Below are 19528 nucleotides of genomic sequence, written 5' to 3' on the forward strand. Positions count from 1 at the left end.
TCGTGCCCCAACCCAGCCCCCCCTCCAAGGGAGAGGGTGCAAAGACCTTCAGCCTTCCTCGACGAAGGCCTCTTCGCGCTTGGACCTCACCGCGGGCATCAGCACGATGACGAGCAACAGGGCGGCGGCGACGAGCAGGCCGGCCGAGATGGGCCGCGTGACGAGGACGCTCCACTCGCCGCGCGACAGCAGGAGCGCGCGCCGCAGGTTCTCCTCCATCATCGGCCCGAGGATCAGGCCGAGCAGCAGCGGTGCGGGCTCGCAGCCGAGCTTGTTGAAGGCGTAGCCGATGATGCCGAACAGCCCCACCATCCAGACGTCGAAGGTGTTGTTGTTGGTCGAGTACACGCCGATCGCGCAGAACAGCACGATGGCCGGGAACAGCCAGCGGTAAGGAATCGACAGCAGCTTGATCCAGATGCCGATCAGCGGCAGGTTCAGGATGATCAGCATCAGGTTGCCGATCCACATCGAGGCGATCAGCCCCCAGAACAGCTCGGGGTTGCTGGTCATCACCTGCGGGCCGGGCTGGATGTTGTGGATGGTCATCGCGCCGACCATCAGCGCCATCACCGGGTTGCCCGGGATGCCGAGGGTGAGCAGCGGGATGAAGGAGGTCTGCGCGCCGGCGTTGTTGGCCGACTCGGGGCCGGCCACGCCGCGGATGTTGCCCTTGCCGAAGGGGATCTCGCCGGGACGGAGCCTGAGCTTCTTCTCCAGCGTGTACGAGGCAAATGCCGACAGCAAGGAGCCACCGCCCGGCAGGATGCCCAGCGAGCAGCCGAGGGCGGTGCCACGCAGCACCGCGGGCAGCATGTTCCTGAAGTCTTCCCTGGTCGGCCACAGGCCCTGCAGCTTGGCGGTGAAGACCTCGCGCTCGTGCTCCGGCTGCGCAAGGTTGGAGATGATTTCGCCATAGCCGAACACACCCATCGCAATCGCGATGAAGCTGATGCCGTCGGTGAGCTCCGGAATGTCGAAGCTGTAGCGCGCCACGCCCGAGTTCACGTCGGTACCGATCAGGCCGATGAGCAGGCCCAGCACGATCATGCAGATCGCCTTGAGCAGCGAGCCCGAGGCCAGCACCACGGCGCCGATCAGGCCCAGCACCATCAGCGAGAAGTACTCGGCCGGGCCGAACTTGAAGGCCAGCTCGGTCAGCGGCGGCGCGAAGGCGGCCAGGATCAGCGTGCCCACGCAGCCGGCGAAGAAGGAGCCCAGGCCGGCCGCCGCGAGCGCGGCTCCTCCCCTGCCCTGCTTGGCCATCTGGTGGCCGTCGATCACCGTGACGACGGACGATGACTCACCCGGCAGGTTGACCAGGATGGCGGTGGTGGAGCCGCCGTACTGCGAGCCGTAGTAGATGCCTGCCAGCATGATGAGCGCGGCCACGGGCGGCAGCGCGTAGGTGGCCGGCAGCAGCATGGCGATGGTGGCGACCGGGCCGATGCCCGGGAGCACGCCGATCAGCGTGCCGAGCAGGCAGCCGACGAACGCGTAGATCAAATTCTGCAGCGTGACCGCATGGCCGAAGCCGAGCGCGAGATGTTCGATGAGTTCCATGATGATGCGGGTCCTCAGCCCGTGATGAAGGTGGGCCAGACCTGGAACTGCAGGCTCAGGCCGAGGATGAAGGTCACATAGCTGCCGATCGCCAGCACCGTGGACAGGATCAGTGCCGATTTCATGTGGAAGGTGGAACCCGCCAGGCTCGCGACCACGACCAGTGCGTAGATCGCGACGACGAGGCCCAGCGCGGGCAGGCCGATGCTCGGCAAGCCGCCCAGCAGGATGCCGAAGACCAGGTTGGCGCCGATGATGAGCAGCAGCGGCTTCCAGGCAATGCGGCCAATCGGGTCGCCGTCCGCAGTTCGGATGGTGATGGAACCGAAGATCACACCGAGGCCCAGCACGACCAGCAGCACGCCGAGCATGAGCGGGAAGTAGCCAGGGCCCATGCGGGCGCCCGTGCCGATGTTGTAGTTCGTGGCGCCGATCGCGAACGCGGCGCCGACACCAGCGAACATCAAGCCTGAGAAGAAGTCTCGCTGACTCCTGATTTTCATGAGTGTGCTTTCGAAGGATCTGGAAAGGGGATACGACCGCCGTCCGGGCGAGGCCGGTCGGCCATGCGTAGCGCGAGCGCCGCGTGTGCAGAGGCGGTGCCAAGGCCGCATGCAGATGCAGGCCCGTCGACGGCGCCGCGATCGAATTGCGTCATGTTATGAGGTTTTTTACCTCACATCATGAGGGATTACCCTGGGGCCGGAGTCGCGCCGCGCCGGCACGCGAGCCCGGTGTCTTGCTACATTGCGGGGACTTCCAGCAGAAGAAGAGAACATGTCCAATAACGAGCAGAGCGCATCGAAGCTGCGCCTGGAGGCGCTGTCGGCATTCAGGCATCGACTGCGCAGCTTCCTGCGATTCAGCGAGGACGCGGCGCGCGATGCCGGCGTCACCGTGCAGCAGTACCAGGTGATGCTGCACACGCAAGGCTTCCCGGGCCGCGAATGGGCCTCGATCAGCGAAATCGCCGAGCGCCTGCAGGCGCAGCCGCATGGCGTCGTGGCCCTGGTGTCACGCTGCGAGGAGGCGGGCCTGGTCAGGCGCCAGCCCAGCACCGTCGACCGGCGGCTGGTGGAGGTGCACCTGCTGCCGAAGGGACGTCATGTACTGGCGCAGCTTGCGCGGCAGCACGCGCTGGAGCTGTCGCACCTGGCGGAGGCGGTACGGCTCGCGAGCGAGATCGGCGGCGAGGCCGACGAGGGTTAGGGTGGGCGGCGGGGCAGGCGCATGGCGCTCCCGTCAGGCGGTATCGCGCATTTCAACCAAGAAGCACACAATGGCCGGCTCCACACACGCCCACTCGCAGAGGGACGCCTATGCAGAACGATCCGAGTCCGGCCCTGGCGCTGCGCCGCATGATCGAGGGCTACCAGGTGTCCCAGGCGCTGCACGTCGCGGCGACGCTGGGCATCGCCGACCTGCTGGCCGAGGGTGAGCGCAGCGCCGACGAACTGGCGGCTTCCACCGGCACGCACGCGCCGACGCTCTATCGCCTGCTGCGCGCGCTGGCGAGCGTGGAGGTGCTGCACGAAGGCGATGCGCAGCGCTTCACGCTCGCGCCGATGGGCCAAACGCTGCGCTCGGATGCGGAGGGCTCGATGGCCGGGTGGGCGGCGTTCATCGGCAGCTCCGCGTATTGGCAGGCCTGGTCGGGGCTGCTGTATGGCGTGCGCACCGGAGAGAACGCCTTCGTCCACGCGCACGGGCAGGGGGTCTGGGACTACCGCGCGGCGCATCCGGAGAACGGCGCGCTTTTCGATCGCGCGATGACGGCCCTGTCGAAGCGGGCCAGCGCGGCAATGCTCGCCGCCTGCGACTTCTCGGGGCTGCGCAGCATCGTCGATGTGGGTGGCGGCAACGGCGCGCTGCTGGCGGCGGTGCTGTTGGCGCATCCGGAGCTGCAGGGAACCTTGATGGACCTGCCCGAGGTGGTCGCACGGGCCCAGGCGCAGCTGGTTGTCGCCGGCATGGGCGATCGCTGCCGGGTCGTCGGGGGCAGCTTCTTCGAGCAGGTGCCGGCGGGCGCCGATGCGTACCTGCTGCGCTCCGTGATCCACGACTGGGATGACGGCGACGCGGTGCGCATCCTCGCGACGGTGGCCAAGGCAATGGCGACGCACAGCCGGGTGCTGGTCGTGGAGCGCGTGATCGCGCCGCCGAACGAAGGGCGGGATGCCAAGTTCTCCGACCTCAACATGCTGGTGGCGCCGGGCGGGCGCGAGCGCACGCTGGCAGAGTTCGAGGCCGTGCTCGAACCAGCCGGTCTGAAGCTGGGCCGCGTCGTCGATGCGGGCGGCTTCTCGGTGCTCGAGGCAGTCGCGGCGGCCTGAGCTTTCGTTCAGACGATCAGCGCATCCAGAAGCCTCGCCACATGCACCGCCTGGCGCTGCGCGCCGTCGGCGATCTGGTGTCGGCAGCTGGTGCCGTCGGCCAGCACGATCGCGTCGGGCTGGCTGCGCACCGCGGGCAGCAGGGCGGCCTCGGCCATGCGCATCGACACGTCGTAGTGCGAGGCCTCGTAGCCGAAACTCCCGGCCATGCCGCAGCAGGAGCTCTCGATGAGCTCGGGCTTCGCATCGGGAATGCGCTTCAGCACCTCGAGGATGGGGCTGACCGCACCGAAGGCCTTCTGGTGGCAGTGGCCGTGCAGCAGGATGGGCTTGCCGGCGGGCTTGAACCTCAGCTTGAAGCGGCCCTCGCGCATCTCGCGCGCGATGAATTCCTCGAACAGCAGCGCCTGGGCCGCGACGGTCTGCGCCTTGTCGCCCAGGCCCATCGCCAGGGTCTCGTCGCGCAGGGTCAGCAGGCAGGAGGGCTCCAGGCCGACGATGGGGACGCCCTCCTCGGCCAGGGGCAGCAGCGCATCGACCAATGCGCCGGCACGCGCCTTGGCCTCGTCCACCATGCCGTTGGCCAGGTAGGTGCGGCCGCAGCAATGGTGGCCGCCGTCCTTCTCGACGGTGTGCAGCAGGTAGCCTGCGGCCTTGAGCACGCGGGCGGCGGCCCAGGCGTTCTCGCTCTCGAAGCCGCCGTTGAAGGTGTCGACGAAGAGCACTGCGGTCTTGCGCCCGCTGATGGCGGCGGCGATGACCATGTCGCGGCTGGTGAAGAGCGTCGGCTCGCGCTGGCGCCAGAAGGTGTCGCCGCGGAACTCCGGCAGCGAGCGCCTGGCCGACAGCCCGAGCAGCCGCTCGCCCAGCCTGGCGACGGCGGGCACGCGGTTGCGCAGGTTGAAGAGCCAGGGCATGCGGCTGGCGGTGTGCAGGTACTCCGGCAGGTGGGCGACCAGCCGCTCGGCCAGCGTGTGGCCGTGCTTGCGCTTGTAGTGAGCGAGGAACTCGATCTTCATCTTCGCCATGTCCACACCGGTCGGGCAGTCGCGCTTGCAGCCCTTGCAGCCGACGCACAGGTCCATGGCGTCGCGAACGGCCTCGCCGGTGAAGGCGTCGGGGCCGAGCTGGCCCGAAAGCGCCAGGCGCAGCGTGTTGGCGCGCCCGCGCGTGAGGTGCTGCTCGTCGCGCGTCACGCGGAAGCTGGGGCACATGGTGCCGGCGTCGAACTTGCGGCAGTGGCCGTTGTTGTTGCACATCTCGACGGCCTTGGCGAAGCCGCCGGTGACGTCGCCGCCGCTGCCGGGCAGTGTGGTCTCCTCGGTCACCGGGTCGGCCTGCACGTTCCAGGCGGACCAGTCGAGCACGGGGGTGATGGCGATGCGCTTGTAAGGCCGGGGCGCGGAGGCGGGCGCGAAGCGGAAGAGGGCGCCGTCGTCCATCTTCGGCGGGTCGATGATCTTGCCGGGGTTGAACAGGCCGATCGGGTCCATCTTGTTCTTGATGGCGCGAAAGGCCTCGTTGATGGCGGGGCCGAACTGCCACTCGATCCACTCGCCGCGGCACAGGCCGTCGCCGTGCTCGCCGCTGAAGGCACCCCTGTACTTGCGCACCAGTTCGCCGGCTTCCTCGGCGATGGCGCGCATCTTCGCGGCACCGTCGAGGCGCATGTCGAGGATGGGCCGCACGTGCAGCGTGCCCACCGACGCGTGCGCATACCAGGTGCCGCGCGTGCCGTGCTTCGCGAACACCTCGGTCAGCCCGTCGGTGTAGGCGGCCAGGTGCTCCAGCGGCACGGCACAGTCCTCGATGAAGCTGACCGGCTTGCCGTCCCCCTTGAGGCTCATCATGATGTTGAGGCCGGCCTTGCGCACGTCCCAAAGGGCCTTCTGCGCGGCCTCCTCAGGCATGCGCACGACGCTGTCGGGCAAGCCCAGGTCGCCCATGAGTTCGACCAGCTGCTGCAGTTGGCGCAGCAGCCTGGCGCGGTCGTCCCCGGAGAACTCCACCAGCAGGATGGCGGCCGGCTTGCCGATCAAGGCCTTCTCCACCGTCGGCCGGAAGGCCGGGTTGCCGAGGCTCAGCTCGATCATGGTGCGGTCGACCAGCTCGACGGCGGTGGGGCCCAGCTTCACGATGTGCTGGGCCGAATCCATCGCAGCGTGAAAGCTCGCGAAGTTGACGACGCCCAGCACCTTGGCGCGCGGCAGCTCGGAAAGTCGCAGCGTCAGGCTGCGGGTGCAGGCCAGCGTGCCCTCGGCGCCGACCAGCAGGTGCGCGAGGTTGACGCTGCCGTCGGCCGTGTAGGGCCGCTCGCTCTGGTTGTCGAAGATGTCGAGGTTGTAGCCGGCGACGCGCCGCATCACCTTCGGCCAGCGCTCGGCAATGTCGGCGCGGTGCTGCCGCGCCAGCTGCTGCACGTGCTGCGCGATGCCGGCAGCGCGCGTGCCGAGCGTGCCGACCGGGCCGAAGTCCACCAGCTCGCCGTCCGACAACCAGGCGCTCGCGCCCAGCACGTTGTGCACCATGTTGCCGTAGGCGATGGAACGCGAGCCGCAGGAGTTGTTGCCGGCCATGCCGCCCAGCGTGGCCTGGGCGCTGGTGGAGACATCGACCGGGAACCAGAGGCCGTGCTGCTTGAGCTGCGCGTTGAGGTGGTCCAGCACCAGCCCCGGCTCGACGGTGACGCGGCGCTCGGCCACGTCGAGCTCGAGCACGCGCCGCAGATGCTTGCTGTTGTCGATCACCAGTGCCGCGCCGGTGGTCTGGCCGCACTGGCTGGTGCCGCCGCCGCGCGCGAGCACCGGCACCTGCAGGTCGCGCGCGATGTCGATGGCGGTGGCGACGTCGCGCTCGGTCTTGGGCACCAGCACGCCCACCGGCATGATCTGGTAGATCGACGCGTCGGTGGCGTAGCGGCCGCGCGAGGCATCGTCGAACAGCACCTCGCCCTCGGTCTCGGCCGCGAGGCGGCGCGCGAGTTGGGCGCAGACCTCGTTCGGCGGCAGCACGGTGCCGGCGGGCTGCAGGCGGCTGGCGGGATCGATGCGCATCAGCGCTTGCCCTGCTGGGCCGCCTCGGGATAGATCTCGCCGGCGCGCAGCAGCGCGAGCACCGTGTCGCGCTTGCGCTCGAGGTGCTCGACCAGCACCTCGCGCATGACCGCGGCGTCGTGGGCGGCGAGCGCCTCGATCATGCGCTCGTGCTCGGCCACCGCGAGCTTCCACTTGGCCTCGTCCTGGTTGGTGCGAAAGCGCAGCGACTGCACGCGCGCATTGATCGCGCGGTAGGTGCTGGTGAGCACCGGGTTGCCGGCGGCATCGTTGATGGCGGTGTGGATGCGTGCATTGATGCGGTAGTAGCCCGAGAGATCGCGGCGTGCGAAGCAGGCCAGCATTTCGTAGTGCAGGGCGCGCAGCTCGGCCAATTCAGGATCGGTGATGCGGCGTGCCGCCAGTTCGCCCGACAGGCCTTCGAGCGCGGCCAGCAGCTCGAAAGTGTTCTCCACGTCGGCTTCGGTCAGCTTGACGGCCACCGCGCCGCGATTGGGCAGCAGGTCGACCAGGCCCTCGGCCGCCAGCAGCTTGATGGCTTCGCGCAGCGGTGTGCGCGAGACGCGCAGCTGCTCGCACAGCTCGCGCTCGTTGAGCTTGGCGCCCGGCGCGATATGGCCTTCGACCAGCATGGTGCGCAGGCGCGCGGCCACTTGGTCGTGCAGCGCCAAGCGGGAGATCTCGATCACTTCTGCCATGGCTTGTTTTCCTCCGCCTGCATTTTGAATGCAAAAATGACTGGCCTCAAGAACGCTGGTTCAGGGTAATCCATCATGCTCCAGCGTATTTTGCATGCAAAACTTGAAGGAAAGGACTGCCATGCTGCAACTCGACTTTCATCCGACCGGCCGCCATTTTCTGCAGATCCCCGGACCGAGCCCGGTCCCCGACCGCATCTTGCGGGCGATGAGCTTGCCCACCATCGACCATCGCGGACCTGAGTTCGCAGCGCTGGGCCTGAAGGTGCTCGCGGGCATTCGCCAGGTCTTCCAGACCCGGCACCCGGTGGTGATCTATCCGGCCTCGGGCACGGGCGCCTGGGAAGCCGCGCTCGCCAATGTGATGAGCCCGGGCGACGCGGTGCTGATGTACGAGACGGGCCACTTCGCCACGCTGTGGCAGAAGATGGCGCTGCGCCTGGGCCTGGCGCCCGAGTTCCTGAGCCTTCCCGGCGTGGACGAGACCGGCCTGCCGCGCAGCTGGCGCCATGGGGTGCAGGCGGACCTGATCGAGGCGCGGCTGCGCGATGACGCGGAGAAAAAGATCCGCGCGGTCTGCGTGGTGCACAACGAGACCTCCACCGGCGTGACCTCCGACATCGCGGCCGTGCGCCGCGCGATCGACGCGGCGGGCCACCCTGCCCTCCTCATGGTGGACAGCATCTCGGGCCTGGCCAGCGCCGACTACCGCCACGACGAGTGGGGCGTGGACGTGACCATCAGCGGTTCGCAGAAGGGCCTGATGCTGCCGCCGGGCATCAGCTTCAATGCGCTGTCGCCCAAGGCGATGGAGCGCAGCAAGACCGCGAAGCTGCCGAAGGCCTTCTGGGCCTGGGACGAGATCGTGGAGATGAACCAGGGCGGCTACTGGCCCTACACGCCCAACACCAACCTGCTCTATGGCCTGAGCGAATCGCTCGACATGCTGCTGGGTGAGGGCCTGTCCCAGGTGTTCGCGCGCCACCAGCGCTGGGGCGCGGGCGTGCGCGCCGCGGTGAAGGCGTGGGGCCTGCCGACGCAATGCGCCGACCCGGCCGTGCATTCGCCGGTGCTGACCGGCGTGATCACGCCCGAGGGGGTGGACGCCGATGCACTGCGGCGGCTCATCCACGAGCGCTTCGATCTCTCTCTGGGCACGGGGCTGGGCAAGCTCAAGGGCCGCATGTTCCGCATGGGCCACCTGGGCGACAGCAACGACCTCACGCTGGTGGCGATGGTGGCCGGCGTGGAGATGGGACTGAAGCTCACGGGCGTGAAGCTCGCGGGCAGCGGAGTGCAGGCGGCGATGGAGCATTTCGCGAGCCACGCGGCGCCGGCGACGCTGAAGAAGGCCGCCTGAATCCAGGTCGCCGAAACGCAACCCAACCAGGAGACCCATCCATGCAAAGACGTTCCCTGATCCAGGCAGCAGGCGCTGCGGCGGCCACGCTCGGCGTGCCGCGCGTGTTCGCGCAGGAATGGCCCAACGGCCCGGTGCGCATCGTGGTGGGCTTTCCACCGGGCGGGGGCACGGACGCATTGGCGCGGGTGGTGGCGCAGAAGCTGACGACGATGTGGAACCAGTCGGTGATCGTGGAGAACAAGGGCGGCGTGGCCGGGGTGCTCGCGGCCGAGTACGTGTCGACGCAGCCGAGCGACGGCTCGACGCTGCTGATGGCGCACATCAACAGCCACGCACTGGCGCCGAGCCTGCAGCCCAGGCTGCGCTACAGCGTGGAACGGGACTTCGTGCCGATCGTGCTCGTGGGCGTGACGCCCAACCTGCTGATCGCGGGGCCCGCGCAGAAGGCGTTGGTGGTGAAGGACATCGTCGCGCTGTGTGCGGCGGAGCCGGGCCAGGTGAGCTTCGGATCGGCCGGCGCGGGCTCGGCCCAGCACCTGGCACTCGAGATGTTCAAGCTGCAGGCCAGGGTCGATGCGCTGCACGTGCCTTACAAGGGCAGCGGCCCGCTGCTCGCGGACTTGATGGGCAACCAGATCCAGTACAGCTTCGAGACCATGACCGCAGCCACGCCGCATGTGAAGAGCGGCAAGGTGACCGCGGTGGCGCAGACGCGGCTGAAGCGGGCCAAGGGCCATCCGGGCGTGCCGACGATGCAGGAGCAGGGCTTCGAAGGGTTCGAGGCCACCACCTGGTACGGACTGGCCGGGCCCGGCAAGCTGCCGACGGCGATCGCCGACAAGATCAACCGCGACGTCAACGCCGTGCTGGCGATGCCCGATGTGCAGGAGCGACTCGACACCTACGGCGCCGAGGACGGCGGCGGCTCGCGCGAGAAGTTCGCGCAGTTCATCGCCTCCGAGATCCAGAAGTGGGGGCGGGTGGTGCGGGATGGCAAGGTGAAGGTGGACGCCTGAGCGCGCGGAGGGCCAGCGGGCATGAGGCAGGGCATGGATGAAAGGCCGCGAGCCTCGTAGCTTGCAACGTTCTTTCGAGTGAGGTGGCTGTAGGGCGCGAGGCTCGGTGGAAGTCCACGATGAGCAGCGGAGTCGGCGGCGAAGGCGGGCACGCTTCAGAAGAACGGCGCAGTCCGTTCCGGCCTTGTCAGACAAAGCCGCTATCAAACTGCCGAACATGACCGGCGTGTTGCAGCGCAACACGATGACAAAAGGGCGGGGCTTGTTGCGTCGCCTCCCGCGATGCAATCCCTTCAATCGCCGGGCCGCTCCCACACATGTTCAATTCGCCATCGCACGCAAGCCTGCCGCCCCCCGCCATTGGCGTGTCACAAGACACCCTGGCCTTTGTCTTCGAGGAGCAATGCACGACGCGCCCGACGCAGTTGGCCTATGGTTTCCTGGCGGAGGACCTGTCCCTCGCGCAGCAGAGCAGCTATGCCCAGCTGCGTGACGATGTCCACCGCATCGCCGCATGGCTGGCTGGTGCGACCCGTCCGGGCGACCGCGTGCTGCTGGCCCTGCCGCCGGGGCTGGATTTCGTGCGGGTGTTCTGGGCCTGCTTGCTCAGCGGCCGGGTCGCAGTGCCGGTGCCGGCCCCCGATCCGATTCGCCTGCATCACGCGGCACCGCGCCTGCGCAGCGTGATCGCGGATTCGCGCTCGGCGCTGGTGCTGACCAGCGCGAAGCTGCTCGACGCCGCGGCCGCCGCGCTGGACCCCGCCACCTTGGCAATGGCGCGCTGGACCGCATTGCCCGATGCGGCGCAGCTGGCGGCAGCGGGGCAGGACTTCATCTTGCCGGTGATCGACGCCCAGGCGCTGGCCTACCTGCAGTACACCTCGGGCTCCACTTCTGCCCCGCGCGGCGTGCGCCTGTCGCACCTGAACGTGCTGGCGAACGTGCGCGCGATGATCGCCGCAGGCCATGCGAGCGCCGATTCGCGCGGGCTGAGCTGGCTGCCGCATTTCCACGACTACGGCCTGGCCTTCGGCGTGCTGGCGCCGGTGGTGGCGGGTGCCACCGGCTACCTGATGTCGCCGGTGGCATTCCTGCGCCGGCCGCTGCGCTGGCTCGAGGCCGTCGAGACCTACGGCATCACGCACACGGGCGCGCCGGACTCGGCCTTCGTCGCCTGCCTGCAGGCGCTGGGCGACAAGGCGCTCGGCGCTCGGCTGGAAAGCCTGGTGTCGCTGAACTGCGGGGCTGAACCCGTCAAGGCCGACACGGTCGAGCGTGTGCTCGCGGCGTTCGGTGCAGCGGGCATGCCCGCGCGGGTGTTTGCGCCGTCCTACGGCCTGGCCGAGGCGGTGCTGGGCGTCAGCGCAAGCACGCTGGATGCGTCCCCGCGCATCGTGTCGGCGGACCCGGCGGCCTTGCTGGCCCACCGCTTCGACCCGCTGCCCGAAGGCGCGGCGCACGGGCGGCGGCTGGTCGGTTGCGGACGGGCGATGAAGGACACGGAAATCCTGATCGTCGACGAGGACCGGCACGCCTGCGCCGATCGCTGCATCGGCGAGATCTGGGTGCGCGCGCCCGGTGTCGGCGGCGGCTACTGGATGCAGCCCGAAGCCACCGAGGCCGCCTTCGGCGGGCACCTGGCCGACGGCACGGGCCCGTTCCTGCGCACCGGAGACTTGGGCTTCCTCGATGACGGCGAGCTGTTCGTCACCGGCCGCGTGAAGGACCTGATCATCGTCCACGGCGAGAACCACTATCCGCAAGACCTTGAATGGAGCGCGGAGCGCGCCCATGCGGCGCTGCGCCCGGGATTCGGCGCGGCGTTCGCGGTCGAGACGCAGGCCGGCGAGGGCGTGGTGCTGGCGCTGGAGCTGGACCGGCGCGCGCAAGCCGAGGCCGATACCGACGCGGTGTTCCGCGCGGTGCGCCGCGCGATCGCCGTGGAGCACGGCCTGCCGGTGCATGCCGTCGCCCTGCTGCGCGCAGGCGGATTGCCGCGCACTTCCAGCGGCAAGGTGCAGCGCCACCGCTGCCGCGAGGCCTTCCTGGCCGGCGAGCTGCCGCTGGTGGCGCCGATCGATGCCGGCACCGGGCCCTTGCACGAGGAGCGCACGGACGAGGGCGAGCGCCGTGAGCGGCCGGGCTATGTACCGCCGCGCGACGCGCGCGAGCAGGCCGTGTGGGACATCTGGTGCGAGGTGCTGGGCACGCGCGCCTTCGGCGTGCATGAGAGCTTCTTCGAGCTCGGCGGCAACTCCTTGCGCATGACGCAGGTGCTCTCGCGGCTGTCGGCGCGCTTCGGCGTTGCGCTGCCGCTGGCCGAGCTGTTCGAGCATGCCAGCGTGGCCGCAATGGCGGCGCACGTCGCAACCGCCGAGCAAGAACCGCTGGAGAGCCGGGCGGCGGTTGCTGCCGGCATCGAGCCGGTGCCGCGCGGCGCGCCGCTGCCGGCCTCGCTCTCGCAGCGGCGGATGTGGGTGATCCAGCGCTTCGACCCGGCATCGACCGCCTACAACGTGCCGATCGCGATCCGGCTGCGCGGCGCCTTCGACCCGGCGCTGTGCCAGCAGGCGCTCGACGCCATGGTGCAGCGGCACGAAGGTCTGCGCACCTGCTTCGTGATGGGCGAGCACGAGCCGATGCAGGCGATCCTGCCCGGGCTCGCGGTGCCGATCGAACAGATCGACCTGAGCCGGCTGCCCGAGCGCGAGCGCAACGCGCAGGCGCGCGTGCTGCTCGCCGAGCGGACGGCGCAGCCTTTCGACCTGTCGCAGGCGCCGCTGCACCGCCCGACCCTGATCCGGCTGGGCGAGCGCGAGCACGTGCTGTTCTGGCTGCTGCACCACGCGATCACCGACAACTGGGCCGGCGCGCTGCTGATGCGCGAAGCCCTTGCGGCCTATGGCGCGCTGGCGGCCGGGCGCGAGCCCGTGTCGGCGCCGCCGGCGATCGGGTACGCCGACTATGCGGCCTGGCAACGCAGTCCGGCGGCGGTGGAGGCGCGGCGGCCGCACCTCGATTACTGGCTGGAGCGCCTGCGCGACCTGCCCGACCTCGACCTGCCCACCGACTTCCCGCGGCCGGCCAAGGCCAGCCACCGGGGGGCGCGCGTCTCGGCCGGCCTGCCGCCGCGGCTGCGCGAGGCGATGCGCGACTTCGGCGGGCGCGAGGCGGTGACGCCCTTCGTGGTCTATCTCTCGGCCTTCGTGCTGATGCTGTCGCGCCACGCGAAAAGCGAGGACATCGCGATCGGCACCCCGATCGCGAACCGCCACCGCTTCGCCGCGGAGCCGCTGGTGGGAACGCTGGTCAACACGCTGGTCATGCGCACCGACCTCGCGGGCGATCCCAGCTTTACCCAGCTGGTGCATCGCGTGCGCCGCAATGCGCTGGAGGCCTACACGCACCAGGACGCGCCCTTCGACGAGCTGATCGATGCGCTGGGGCATGACCGCACGCTGCACCCGGAGGGGCCGGTGCGCGTGCTCTTCAACGTGCTCAATGCGCCGGTGGGCGAGCCGGAACTCTTCGGGCTGGAGGTGGACGAATTCGACTTCGCGCGGGTGGCCGCGCAGTTCGACCTGTCGATGCACATCGACACCGAGTTCTCGCACCGCATCCACCTCGAGTACGCGAGCGATCTCTACAGCGAGGCGACGGCGGCGCGCATGCTCGAGAACTACCTCGCGCTCGTCGAGCGGCTGCTGGCGCGGCCCGAGCGCCGGATCTCGACGCACGGGATGCTCGCGCCGTCGCAGCTCGATCTGCTGCAACACGGCTGGAACGGCGGGCGCTCGCCACTACCGGCACGGCAGCTGGTGCACGACTACCTGGGCCTGGGCGCGCCGGAGGTGCGCGAGCGCGTGGCGGTGATCGACGCGGCCGGCCGCACGCTGAGCTACGGCGAGCTCGAGGCGCGCTCGAACCGGCTGGCCCATGCGTTGCGCGGGCGCGGCATCGCGCGCGGGCGGCGGGTGGGCCTGTGCATCGCGCGCAGTCCCGACATGCTGATTGCGCAGCTGGGCGTGATGAAGGCAGGCGCGGCCTATGTGCCGCTGGACCCGGACTACCCGGCGGATCGCCTGCGCTTCATGGCGGCTGATGCCGACCTGGCCGCGGTGCTCGCGCAGCAGGACACGCACGGCGTCCTCGAGGGGCTGGCGATCCCGATGCTGGCGATCGACGACGACCGGCTGACGGCCGGCCATCCGCAACGGCCGCTGGCACCCGACCCGGCGCTCGATGCCACGCCGCTGGACGAGGCCTACCTGATCTACACCTCGGGCTCCACCGGCCAGCCCAAAGGCGTGCGGGTGCCTCACCGCGGGGTCGTCAACTTCCTCGCCGGAATGGTGAAGGCGCCGGGCCTGTCGGCCGACGACTGCGTGCTGGCGATCACCAGCCCTTCCTTCGACCCTTCGGTGCTCGACCTGCTGCTGCCGCTGGTGGTGCGCGCCCGCGTGATCATTGCGTCGCAGGAGCAGGTGCACAACCCGGCGGCGCTGCGCGTGCTGCTCGAGACCCATCAAGCCACGCTGCTGCAGGCGACGCCCTCGGCCTGGCGTGGGCTGATCGAGACCGGCTGGGCCGGCGGGCCGGGCTTTCGCGGGCTGATCGGCGGCGAGTCCCTGCCGCCGGTGCTGGCCGAGCAGCTGCTGGCGCGCATGGGCGAGCTCTGGAACATCTACGGGCCGACCGAGACGACGGTCTGGTCCACTGGCTGGAAGGTGACCGAGCCGCGCAAGGCGATCGCGGTCGGGCGGCCCATCGACAACGTCGCGGTCTGGGTGCTCGACGAGCACGGCCATGCGTGCCCGATCGGCGTGCCCGGCGAGCTCTACATCGGCGGCGCCGGCGTCACCCTCGGCTACTACCACCGCGACGAGCTCACGGCCGAGCGCTTCGTGCCCGACCCGTTCGGCGAGGAGCCCGGCGCCCGGCTCTACCGCACCGGCGACCTGGGCCGCTGGCGTCACGATGGGCTGCTCGAGCTCATGGGCCGCGCCGACCACCAGGTGAAGCTGCGGGGCTTCCGCGTCGAGATGGGCGAGATCGAGTCCGCGTTGCTCGACCATCCCGAGCTGGCGCACTGCGTGGCGGTGACGCGCGCGGAGCGCGAGGACGATGTGCGGCTGGTGGCCTATTTCGTCTCGCGCGGCCCGGTGCCGCCGGCGCCGCAGGTGCTGCGCGAGCACCTGCGCACACGGCTGCCGCACTACATGGTCCCGCAGCACTTCGTCTCGCTCGACGCAATGCCGCTGCTGCCCAACGGCAAGGTCAATCGTGCCGCGCTGCCGGCGCCAGTCATGGATGTCACCCTGGCCGACGGCCGCAGCTACGTCGCGCCGGCCACGCATGGCGAGCAGCTCATCGCCGGCGTCTGGTCGAAACTGCTGGGCATCGAGCAGATCGGCCGCACCGACAACTTCTTCGACCTGGGCGGGCACTCGCTGCTGGCGATGCGTGCCGTCGCTGCGATCGAGGCGCTGCTGGGCTGGAAGGTCGCTCCCCGGCGGCTCATCTACGAGAGCCTGCAGCAGATCGCGCGCGAGGAGAACCTCAGGCGCGCCGAGTCCTGAAGGGCTTGCTCAGGAAAGGCGAGCCCTTCTCGCCGAAGCGCCAGGGCACATCCGCCGCCTTGGTGATGCCGATGCGCGGACCGGCCTCGACCACCACGGCCGGGTGATCGTCGGGCGCGGCCAGCAGGGCAAAGGGCGGCCGGTCGAGCCGCTTGCCGTTGAAGCTCCCATCGATGCCCAGCGCCTGCCCGACCCGGCCGGGGCCTGCGCACAGCAGCCGGACATCCTCCATGCCCCGCCGCGCGCGCATGCGTTCGAGCCCCGCGGTGGGCGCCAGCGCGCGAATCAGGACGCCGGCGCCATGGCCCTCCTCGCGGCAGACGAAATTGAGGCACCAATGGATGCCGTAGGAACGGTAGACATAGGCCCGGCCGGGCGGACCGAACATGGGGGCATTGCGCCGCGTGAGGCCGCCGAAGGTGTGGGAGGCGGGGTCCTCCCGGTCGTAGGCTTCGGTCTCGACGATGCGGCCACCGACCCCACCGACCAGCAGCACCAGGCCGAGCAGCCGCGGCGCCACTTCGTGTGAAGGTGCGAGGAAATCGATGTGGGCGGGAATGCGTGCTTTCACGGCGCGATCTTGACGGGCGGAGCAGCGGTGCGGCTCACAGTCCCTTTTCCACCATCTCCAGCAGCTTGCGGCCCAGTTCGTCGGTTTGCTCGCGGGGCACGCCGCGCAGTGGGCCATCGATGATCAACAGCGCCAGACCATGCACCGCCGACCAGGCCAGGAACTCGGCGCCCGGGCGGCGTTCGGGGGGCAGGATACCGGCGGCCACCATCTGGTCGAGCGAAGCGCCCAACAACTCGAATGGATTGAGGCCGCTGGCGCCGCCCTTCGCATCATCGGGCGGGACCTCCAATTCCACTGCGGCGCCGAAGGCGGTGCGGAACAGTCCGGTCTGATCCTGGGCGAAGCGCAGGTACCCGGCACCGATGGCGCGAACGCTGGCGCGGGCGATCTCGGCAGGCGAGCCATCGCGCGGCACGGCGGCGAGCTCGGCCTCCATGGCCCCGGCTGCCGCCGACAGGGCTGCAGCACGCACCGCGAGCAGCAGCGCCTGGCGGCTGGCGAAATGCCGGTAGGCCGCATTGGGCACGACGCCGGCACGCCGTGTGGCTTCGCGCAGCACCACCGCCTCCGGGCCGCCCTGTCGAGCGAGTTCGACCCCCGCCTCGAGCAACGCCCGGCGCAGATCGCCGTGCCGGTAAGTGCTGCGTGCCGGGGGCGTGGGGCCGGGGAGCGTCGAGGTGTTTTTCATGTGGACAGCGTCCATTATCTTTGGTATTGTTTTGTGGACGTTGTACACAACAACGGAATTCCTCGACCTACACGCGTTTTTCCAAAGGAAGCCGGCATGAGCACCAAGATCTTCGTGAACCTCCCCGTCAAGAACCTCGAGAAGTCCAAGGCCTTCTACGGGGCACTGGGGTACAGCTTCGACCCTCGCTTCACCAACGAGCAGGGCGCCTGCATGGTGATCAGCGAGGACATCCACGTGATGCTCCTGGTCGAGAGCTTCTTCAAGACCTTCACGCCGAAGGCCATCGCCGACGCCACGAAGAGCACCGAGGTGCTGCTGTGCCTCTCTTGCGCGAGCCGGGCCGAGGTCGATGGCCAGGTTGCCAAGGCCGTGGCCGCCGGCGGCAGCACGCCCACCCAGGCGAAGGACCACGGCTTCATGTACCAGCACGGCTTCGAGGACCTCGACGGCCACATGTGGGAGCTCGCGTACATGGACATGAGCGCCTTCCCGCAAGCCTGAGCGCCGCCCCTGTCGAATTCCTCACCCACCCACGACCCCAAAGGAGATTGCCATGCATGTCCAGCCCTACCTGTTCTTCGAAGGCCGCTGCGAAGAGGCGCTCGAGTTCTACCGCGCCAAGCTCGGCGCCGAAGTCACGATGCTGATGCGCTTCAAGGACAGCCCCGAAGCGGCGGGCAACCCTGACATGTGCGGCGGCGCCGAGATGTCCGGCCCACCCGCCGAGAACAACGTGATGCACGCCGAGTTCAAGATCGGCGACACCACGCTGCTGGCCTCCGATGGCATGGCCAGGCAGGCTCCCGTCTTCCGCGGCTTTTCGCTGTCGCTGACCGTGGCGGACGAAGCCGATGCCAAGCGCAAGTTCGCGGCGCTCGGCGAGGGCGGCCAGGTACAAATGCCGCTCGGGCGGACGTTCTTCTCGCCTTGCTTCGGCATGGTGCAGGACCGCTTCGGCGTCGGCTGGATGGTCGGCGTGTTCGAGGCGCCGAAGGGCTGAGCCGTTCAAGGCGGGTTCAAACTGCGACCAAGTGTCCGTCGCCGGCCGGGCATGAAGCAACGCTGAGCCGGATGAGCCCGTCCCGTGAACAATTACGCAGCCCGTCTCCCAGCCGTGGAACGTAGCTTCTGCGCGCGGTCCGAACTGCAGGACAGCCGACCGTCGTCGGCCGCAGGAGAAAGCATCCATGAGACCCGTCGTTCTCGCGAATCCCGTCAACGTTCACATCCAGAAAGACGAACAGCCGGTGCAGGATCAGCCCGTACGAGCGGCGATACATCGCTTGGCAGAAGTCAAGCTTCCACCGCCTTACCGGGAAAGCGATATCGCGGCAATCCTCAAAGAACATCATGTCCTCAGCGTGGGCAGTCCCTCCTTCAGCAACTGTCTCTTCCAGGGTGTGCTGTTGGCCCACTTCTTCGGGAAGCTCGAAACGGGTGAGATCAAGCCGGGCCAGCCCGCGCATGATCGGCCGGCGCAGTACTTGCTGAAGAAGTCTGTGGAGTTGCTGCAACCGCTGAGCGTGAAGATGGAAGCGACGTGCCGCCAGTACGACAAAATGCTATCGGACTCGCCACCGGAGCTGCGCGAAGGGCTGGAGAAGGAACTCAAGTTTGTCCAGGGCATGGCTGCGAGGTTCCAGACGCTCGAGAGCGACTTGCTGGGCGCCCTGGCCCATCCTCAGGACTTCAGGCCGACCCGGGACAAAACCTGCTTCCTGCTGTTCGCACACGCCATGCTTTCGGATGCCGCGAACGAGGTACAGCGGTGGCTTGACGATCTGGACGGTGATCCACCAGGGAAGACGCTGCCGAAGGAAGAAAGAACGCTGGTGCTGAGCTACACGACCAAAGACCAGCCCAGGAGCAACCTGTTCTCGTCAGAACCGCTGACGCCAGCAGACGAAAAGCTTTACAAGAAGTGCGTGAATACCATGTTTGAACTAGACGGCATGGAAATGTCGATGGTGCCCTCGTTCTCCCGGACGGGTGCGCAAGGCGTGCAGGCCATCTTGCACTGCATCTTTCACGGCAAGGGTCTGCTGAGCGGAGCCGCCGAGCAACCGTACGCCGTGCACGACAAGTACTACAAGCAGCAGCATTTGCACACTCACCGCCACGACTGCGGCCACATGCAGAACATGATGCGGTTCGGGGTGATCGACGTCATCGCTCCTAGGTTGATGCCGATCTATCTAAAGCTGGTAGACCCGCAAAGCAACCTGCCCGCCCAGGATGTGAAAAAAGATCTGGTGGTGCTTTTCCACATGCTGCACGAGAACGTCAAATGGGTGACGCTGCTCCAGACGCCGGATGACAAGACGTCCTTTCTTGACTGCGCCAGGGAATTCTTCGTCCGAGAGTTCGAGGTGGTGGACATGATTACGCTGCTGAACGAAGTCGGATTTTCTATCGCTCCTATTGAAAAGCAGAGCTCCCCCGAGGAAAAGGCGGCCTGCTACGAGGCGGTCGCCCAGACCATGGACAGTCTGTGGAAGGAGTTTCGCGGACGGCATCGCGACGATCTGGTGGCCAGCGGGGTGTTCGCCAAGCTACCGAAATTCTTCGCGGATTGAGCGCCTTCGGGTCCTGGCGGCTCGCCTCGCGGTGCGGCGCGAGCGCGCCAAGGCGACGAACTCGATCAACCCCCACACCAGC

At 68.6% G+C, this 19528-nt stretch carries 14 protein-coding genes; 8 read left to right on the top strand and 6 right to left on the bottom strand.

Annotated elements, in window-relative coordinates; all coding sequences use genetic code 11:
• Positions 1-48: 48 nt before the first annotated feature.
• Together G3W89_RS27830 and G3W89_RS27835 are read right to left on the bottom strand one after the other, a co-directional pair.
• Complete coding sequence (locus G3W89_RS27830) at positions 49-1563, bottom strand: tripartite tricarboxylate transporter permease (protein WP_162577175.1); 1515 nt, start codon at positions 1561-1563, stop codon at positions 49-51.
• A gap of 14 nt (positions 1564-1577) precedes the next feature.
• The gene (locus G3W89_RS27835; RefSeq protein WP_162577176.1) at positions 1578-2066 is read right to left on the bottom strand and encodes a tripartite tricarboxylate transporter TctB family protein; all 489 of its coding nucleotides are present in this window, start codon (positions 2064-2066) and stop codon (positions 1578-1580) included.
• 274 nt (positions 2067-2340) lie between these two features.
• Here G3W89_RS27835 and G3W89_RS27840 point away from each other — a divergent pair, with 274 nt between their 5' ends.
• Positions 2341-2772: a MarR family winged helix-turn-helix transcriptional regulator gene (locus tag G3W89_RS27840; RefSeq protein ID WP_162577177.1), complete on the top strand. Its 432-nt coding sequence runs from the start codon at positions 2341-2343 to the stop codon at positions 2770-2772.
• A 110-nt stretch (positions 2773-2882) separates the two neighbouring features.
• On the top strand, positions 2883-3896 hold the full coding sequence (locus tag G3W89_RS27845; protein WP_162577178.1) for a methyltransferase: 1014 nt from the start codon (positions 2883-2885) through the stop codon (positions 3894-3896).
• Positions 3897-3904: 8 nt separating this feature from the next.
• On the opposite strand, the gene G3W89_RS27850 is transcribed toward G3W89_RS27845, so the two are convergent.
• Both G3W89_RS27850 and G3W89_RS27855 read right to left on the bottom strand, forming a co-directional pair.
• Entirely contained in the window at positions 3905-6949 is a 3045-nt protein-coding gene (locus G3W89_RS27850; RefSeq protein WP_162577179.1) for an FAD-binding and (Fe-S)-binding domain-containing protein, read from the bottom strand.
• Positions 6949-7647: a GntR family transcriptional regulator gene (locus G3W89_RS27855; RefSeq protein WP_162577180.1), complete on the bottom strand. Its 699-nt coding sequence runs from the start codon at positions 7645-7647 to the stop codon at positions 6949-6951. The genes G3W89_RS27850 and G3W89_RS27855 overlap by 1 nt, the downstream gene beginning before the upstream one ends.
• A 121-nt stretch (positions 7648-7768) precedes the next feature.
• Between G3W89_RS27855 and G3W89_RS27860 the strand changes: the two genes are divergently transcribed.
• From G3W89_RS27860 to G3W89_RS27870, 3 genes are all read left to right on the top strand, one after another.
• The gene (locus G3W89_RS27860) at positions 7769-9007 is read left to right on the top strand and encodes a pyridoxal-phosphate-dependent aminotransferase family protein (RefSeq protein ID WP_162577181.1); all 1239 of its coding nucleotides are present in this window, start codon (positions 7769-7771) and stop codon (positions 9005-9007) included.
• A 41-nt stretch (positions 9008-9048) separates the two neighbouring features.
• Entirely contained in the window at positions 9049-10026 is a 978-nt protein-coding gene (locus G3W89_RS27865) for a Bug family tripartite tricarboxylate transporter substrate binding protein (protein ID WP_162577182.1), read from the top strand.
• A gap of 365 nt (positions 10027-10391) precedes the next feature.
• The gene (locus G3W89_RS27870; protein WP_162577183.1) at positions 10392-15605 is read left to right on the top strand and encodes a non-ribosomal peptide synthetase; all 5214 of its coding nucleotides are present in this window, start codon (positions 10392-10394) and stop codon (positions 15603-15605) included.
• Here the strand turns inward: G3W89_RS27870 and G3W89_RS27875 are convergent.
• Together G3W89_RS27875 and G3W89_RS27880 are read right to left on the bottom strand one after the other, a co-directional pair.
• Entirely contained in the window at positions 15586-16176 is a 591-nt protein-coding gene (locus G3W89_RS27875; RefSeq protein WP_232076780.1) for a DNA-3-methyladenine glycosylase, read from the bottom strand. The genes G3W89_RS27870 and G3W89_RS27875 overlap by 20 nt on opposite strands.
• 34 nt (positions 16177-16210) lie before the next feature.
• Positions 16211-16867, bottom strand: coding sequence for a TetR/AcrR family transcriptional regulator (locus G3W89_RS27880; RefSeq protein WP_162577186.1), 657 nt, complete (start codon positions 16865-16867; stop codon positions 16211-16213).
• 96 nt (positions 16868-16963) lie between these two features.
• Between G3W89_RS27880 and G3W89_RS27885 the strand changes: the two genes are divergently transcribed.
• The 3 genes from G3W89_RS27885 (at position 16964) to G3W89_RS27895 (ending at position 19446) form a co-directional block, all read left to right on the top strand.
• Positions 16964-17371: a VOC family protein gene (locus tag G3W89_RS27885; protein ID WP_162577188.1), complete on the top strand. Its 408-nt coding sequence runs from the start codon at positions 16964-16966 to the stop codon at positions 17369-17371.
• A gap of 52 nt (positions 17372-17423) precedes the next feature.
• On the top strand, positions 17424-17870 hold the full coding sequence (locus G3W89_RS27890) for a VOC family protein (protein WP_162577189.1): 447 nt from the start codon (positions 17424-17426) through the stop codon (positions 17868-17870).
• 187 nt (positions 17871-18057) lie between these two features.
• Entirely contained in the window at positions 18058-19446 is a 1389-nt protein-coding gene (locus G3W89_RS27895) for a hypothetical protein (protein WP_162577190.1), read from the top strand.
• Positions 19447-19528: the final 82 nt, after the last annotated feature.

Source organism: Variovorax sp. PBL-H6 (assembly GCF_901827155.1).
In the GTDB taxonomy this organism is placed as follows: Bacteria; Pseudomonadota; Gammaproteobacteria; order Burkholderiales; family Burkholderiaceae_C; genus Variovorax.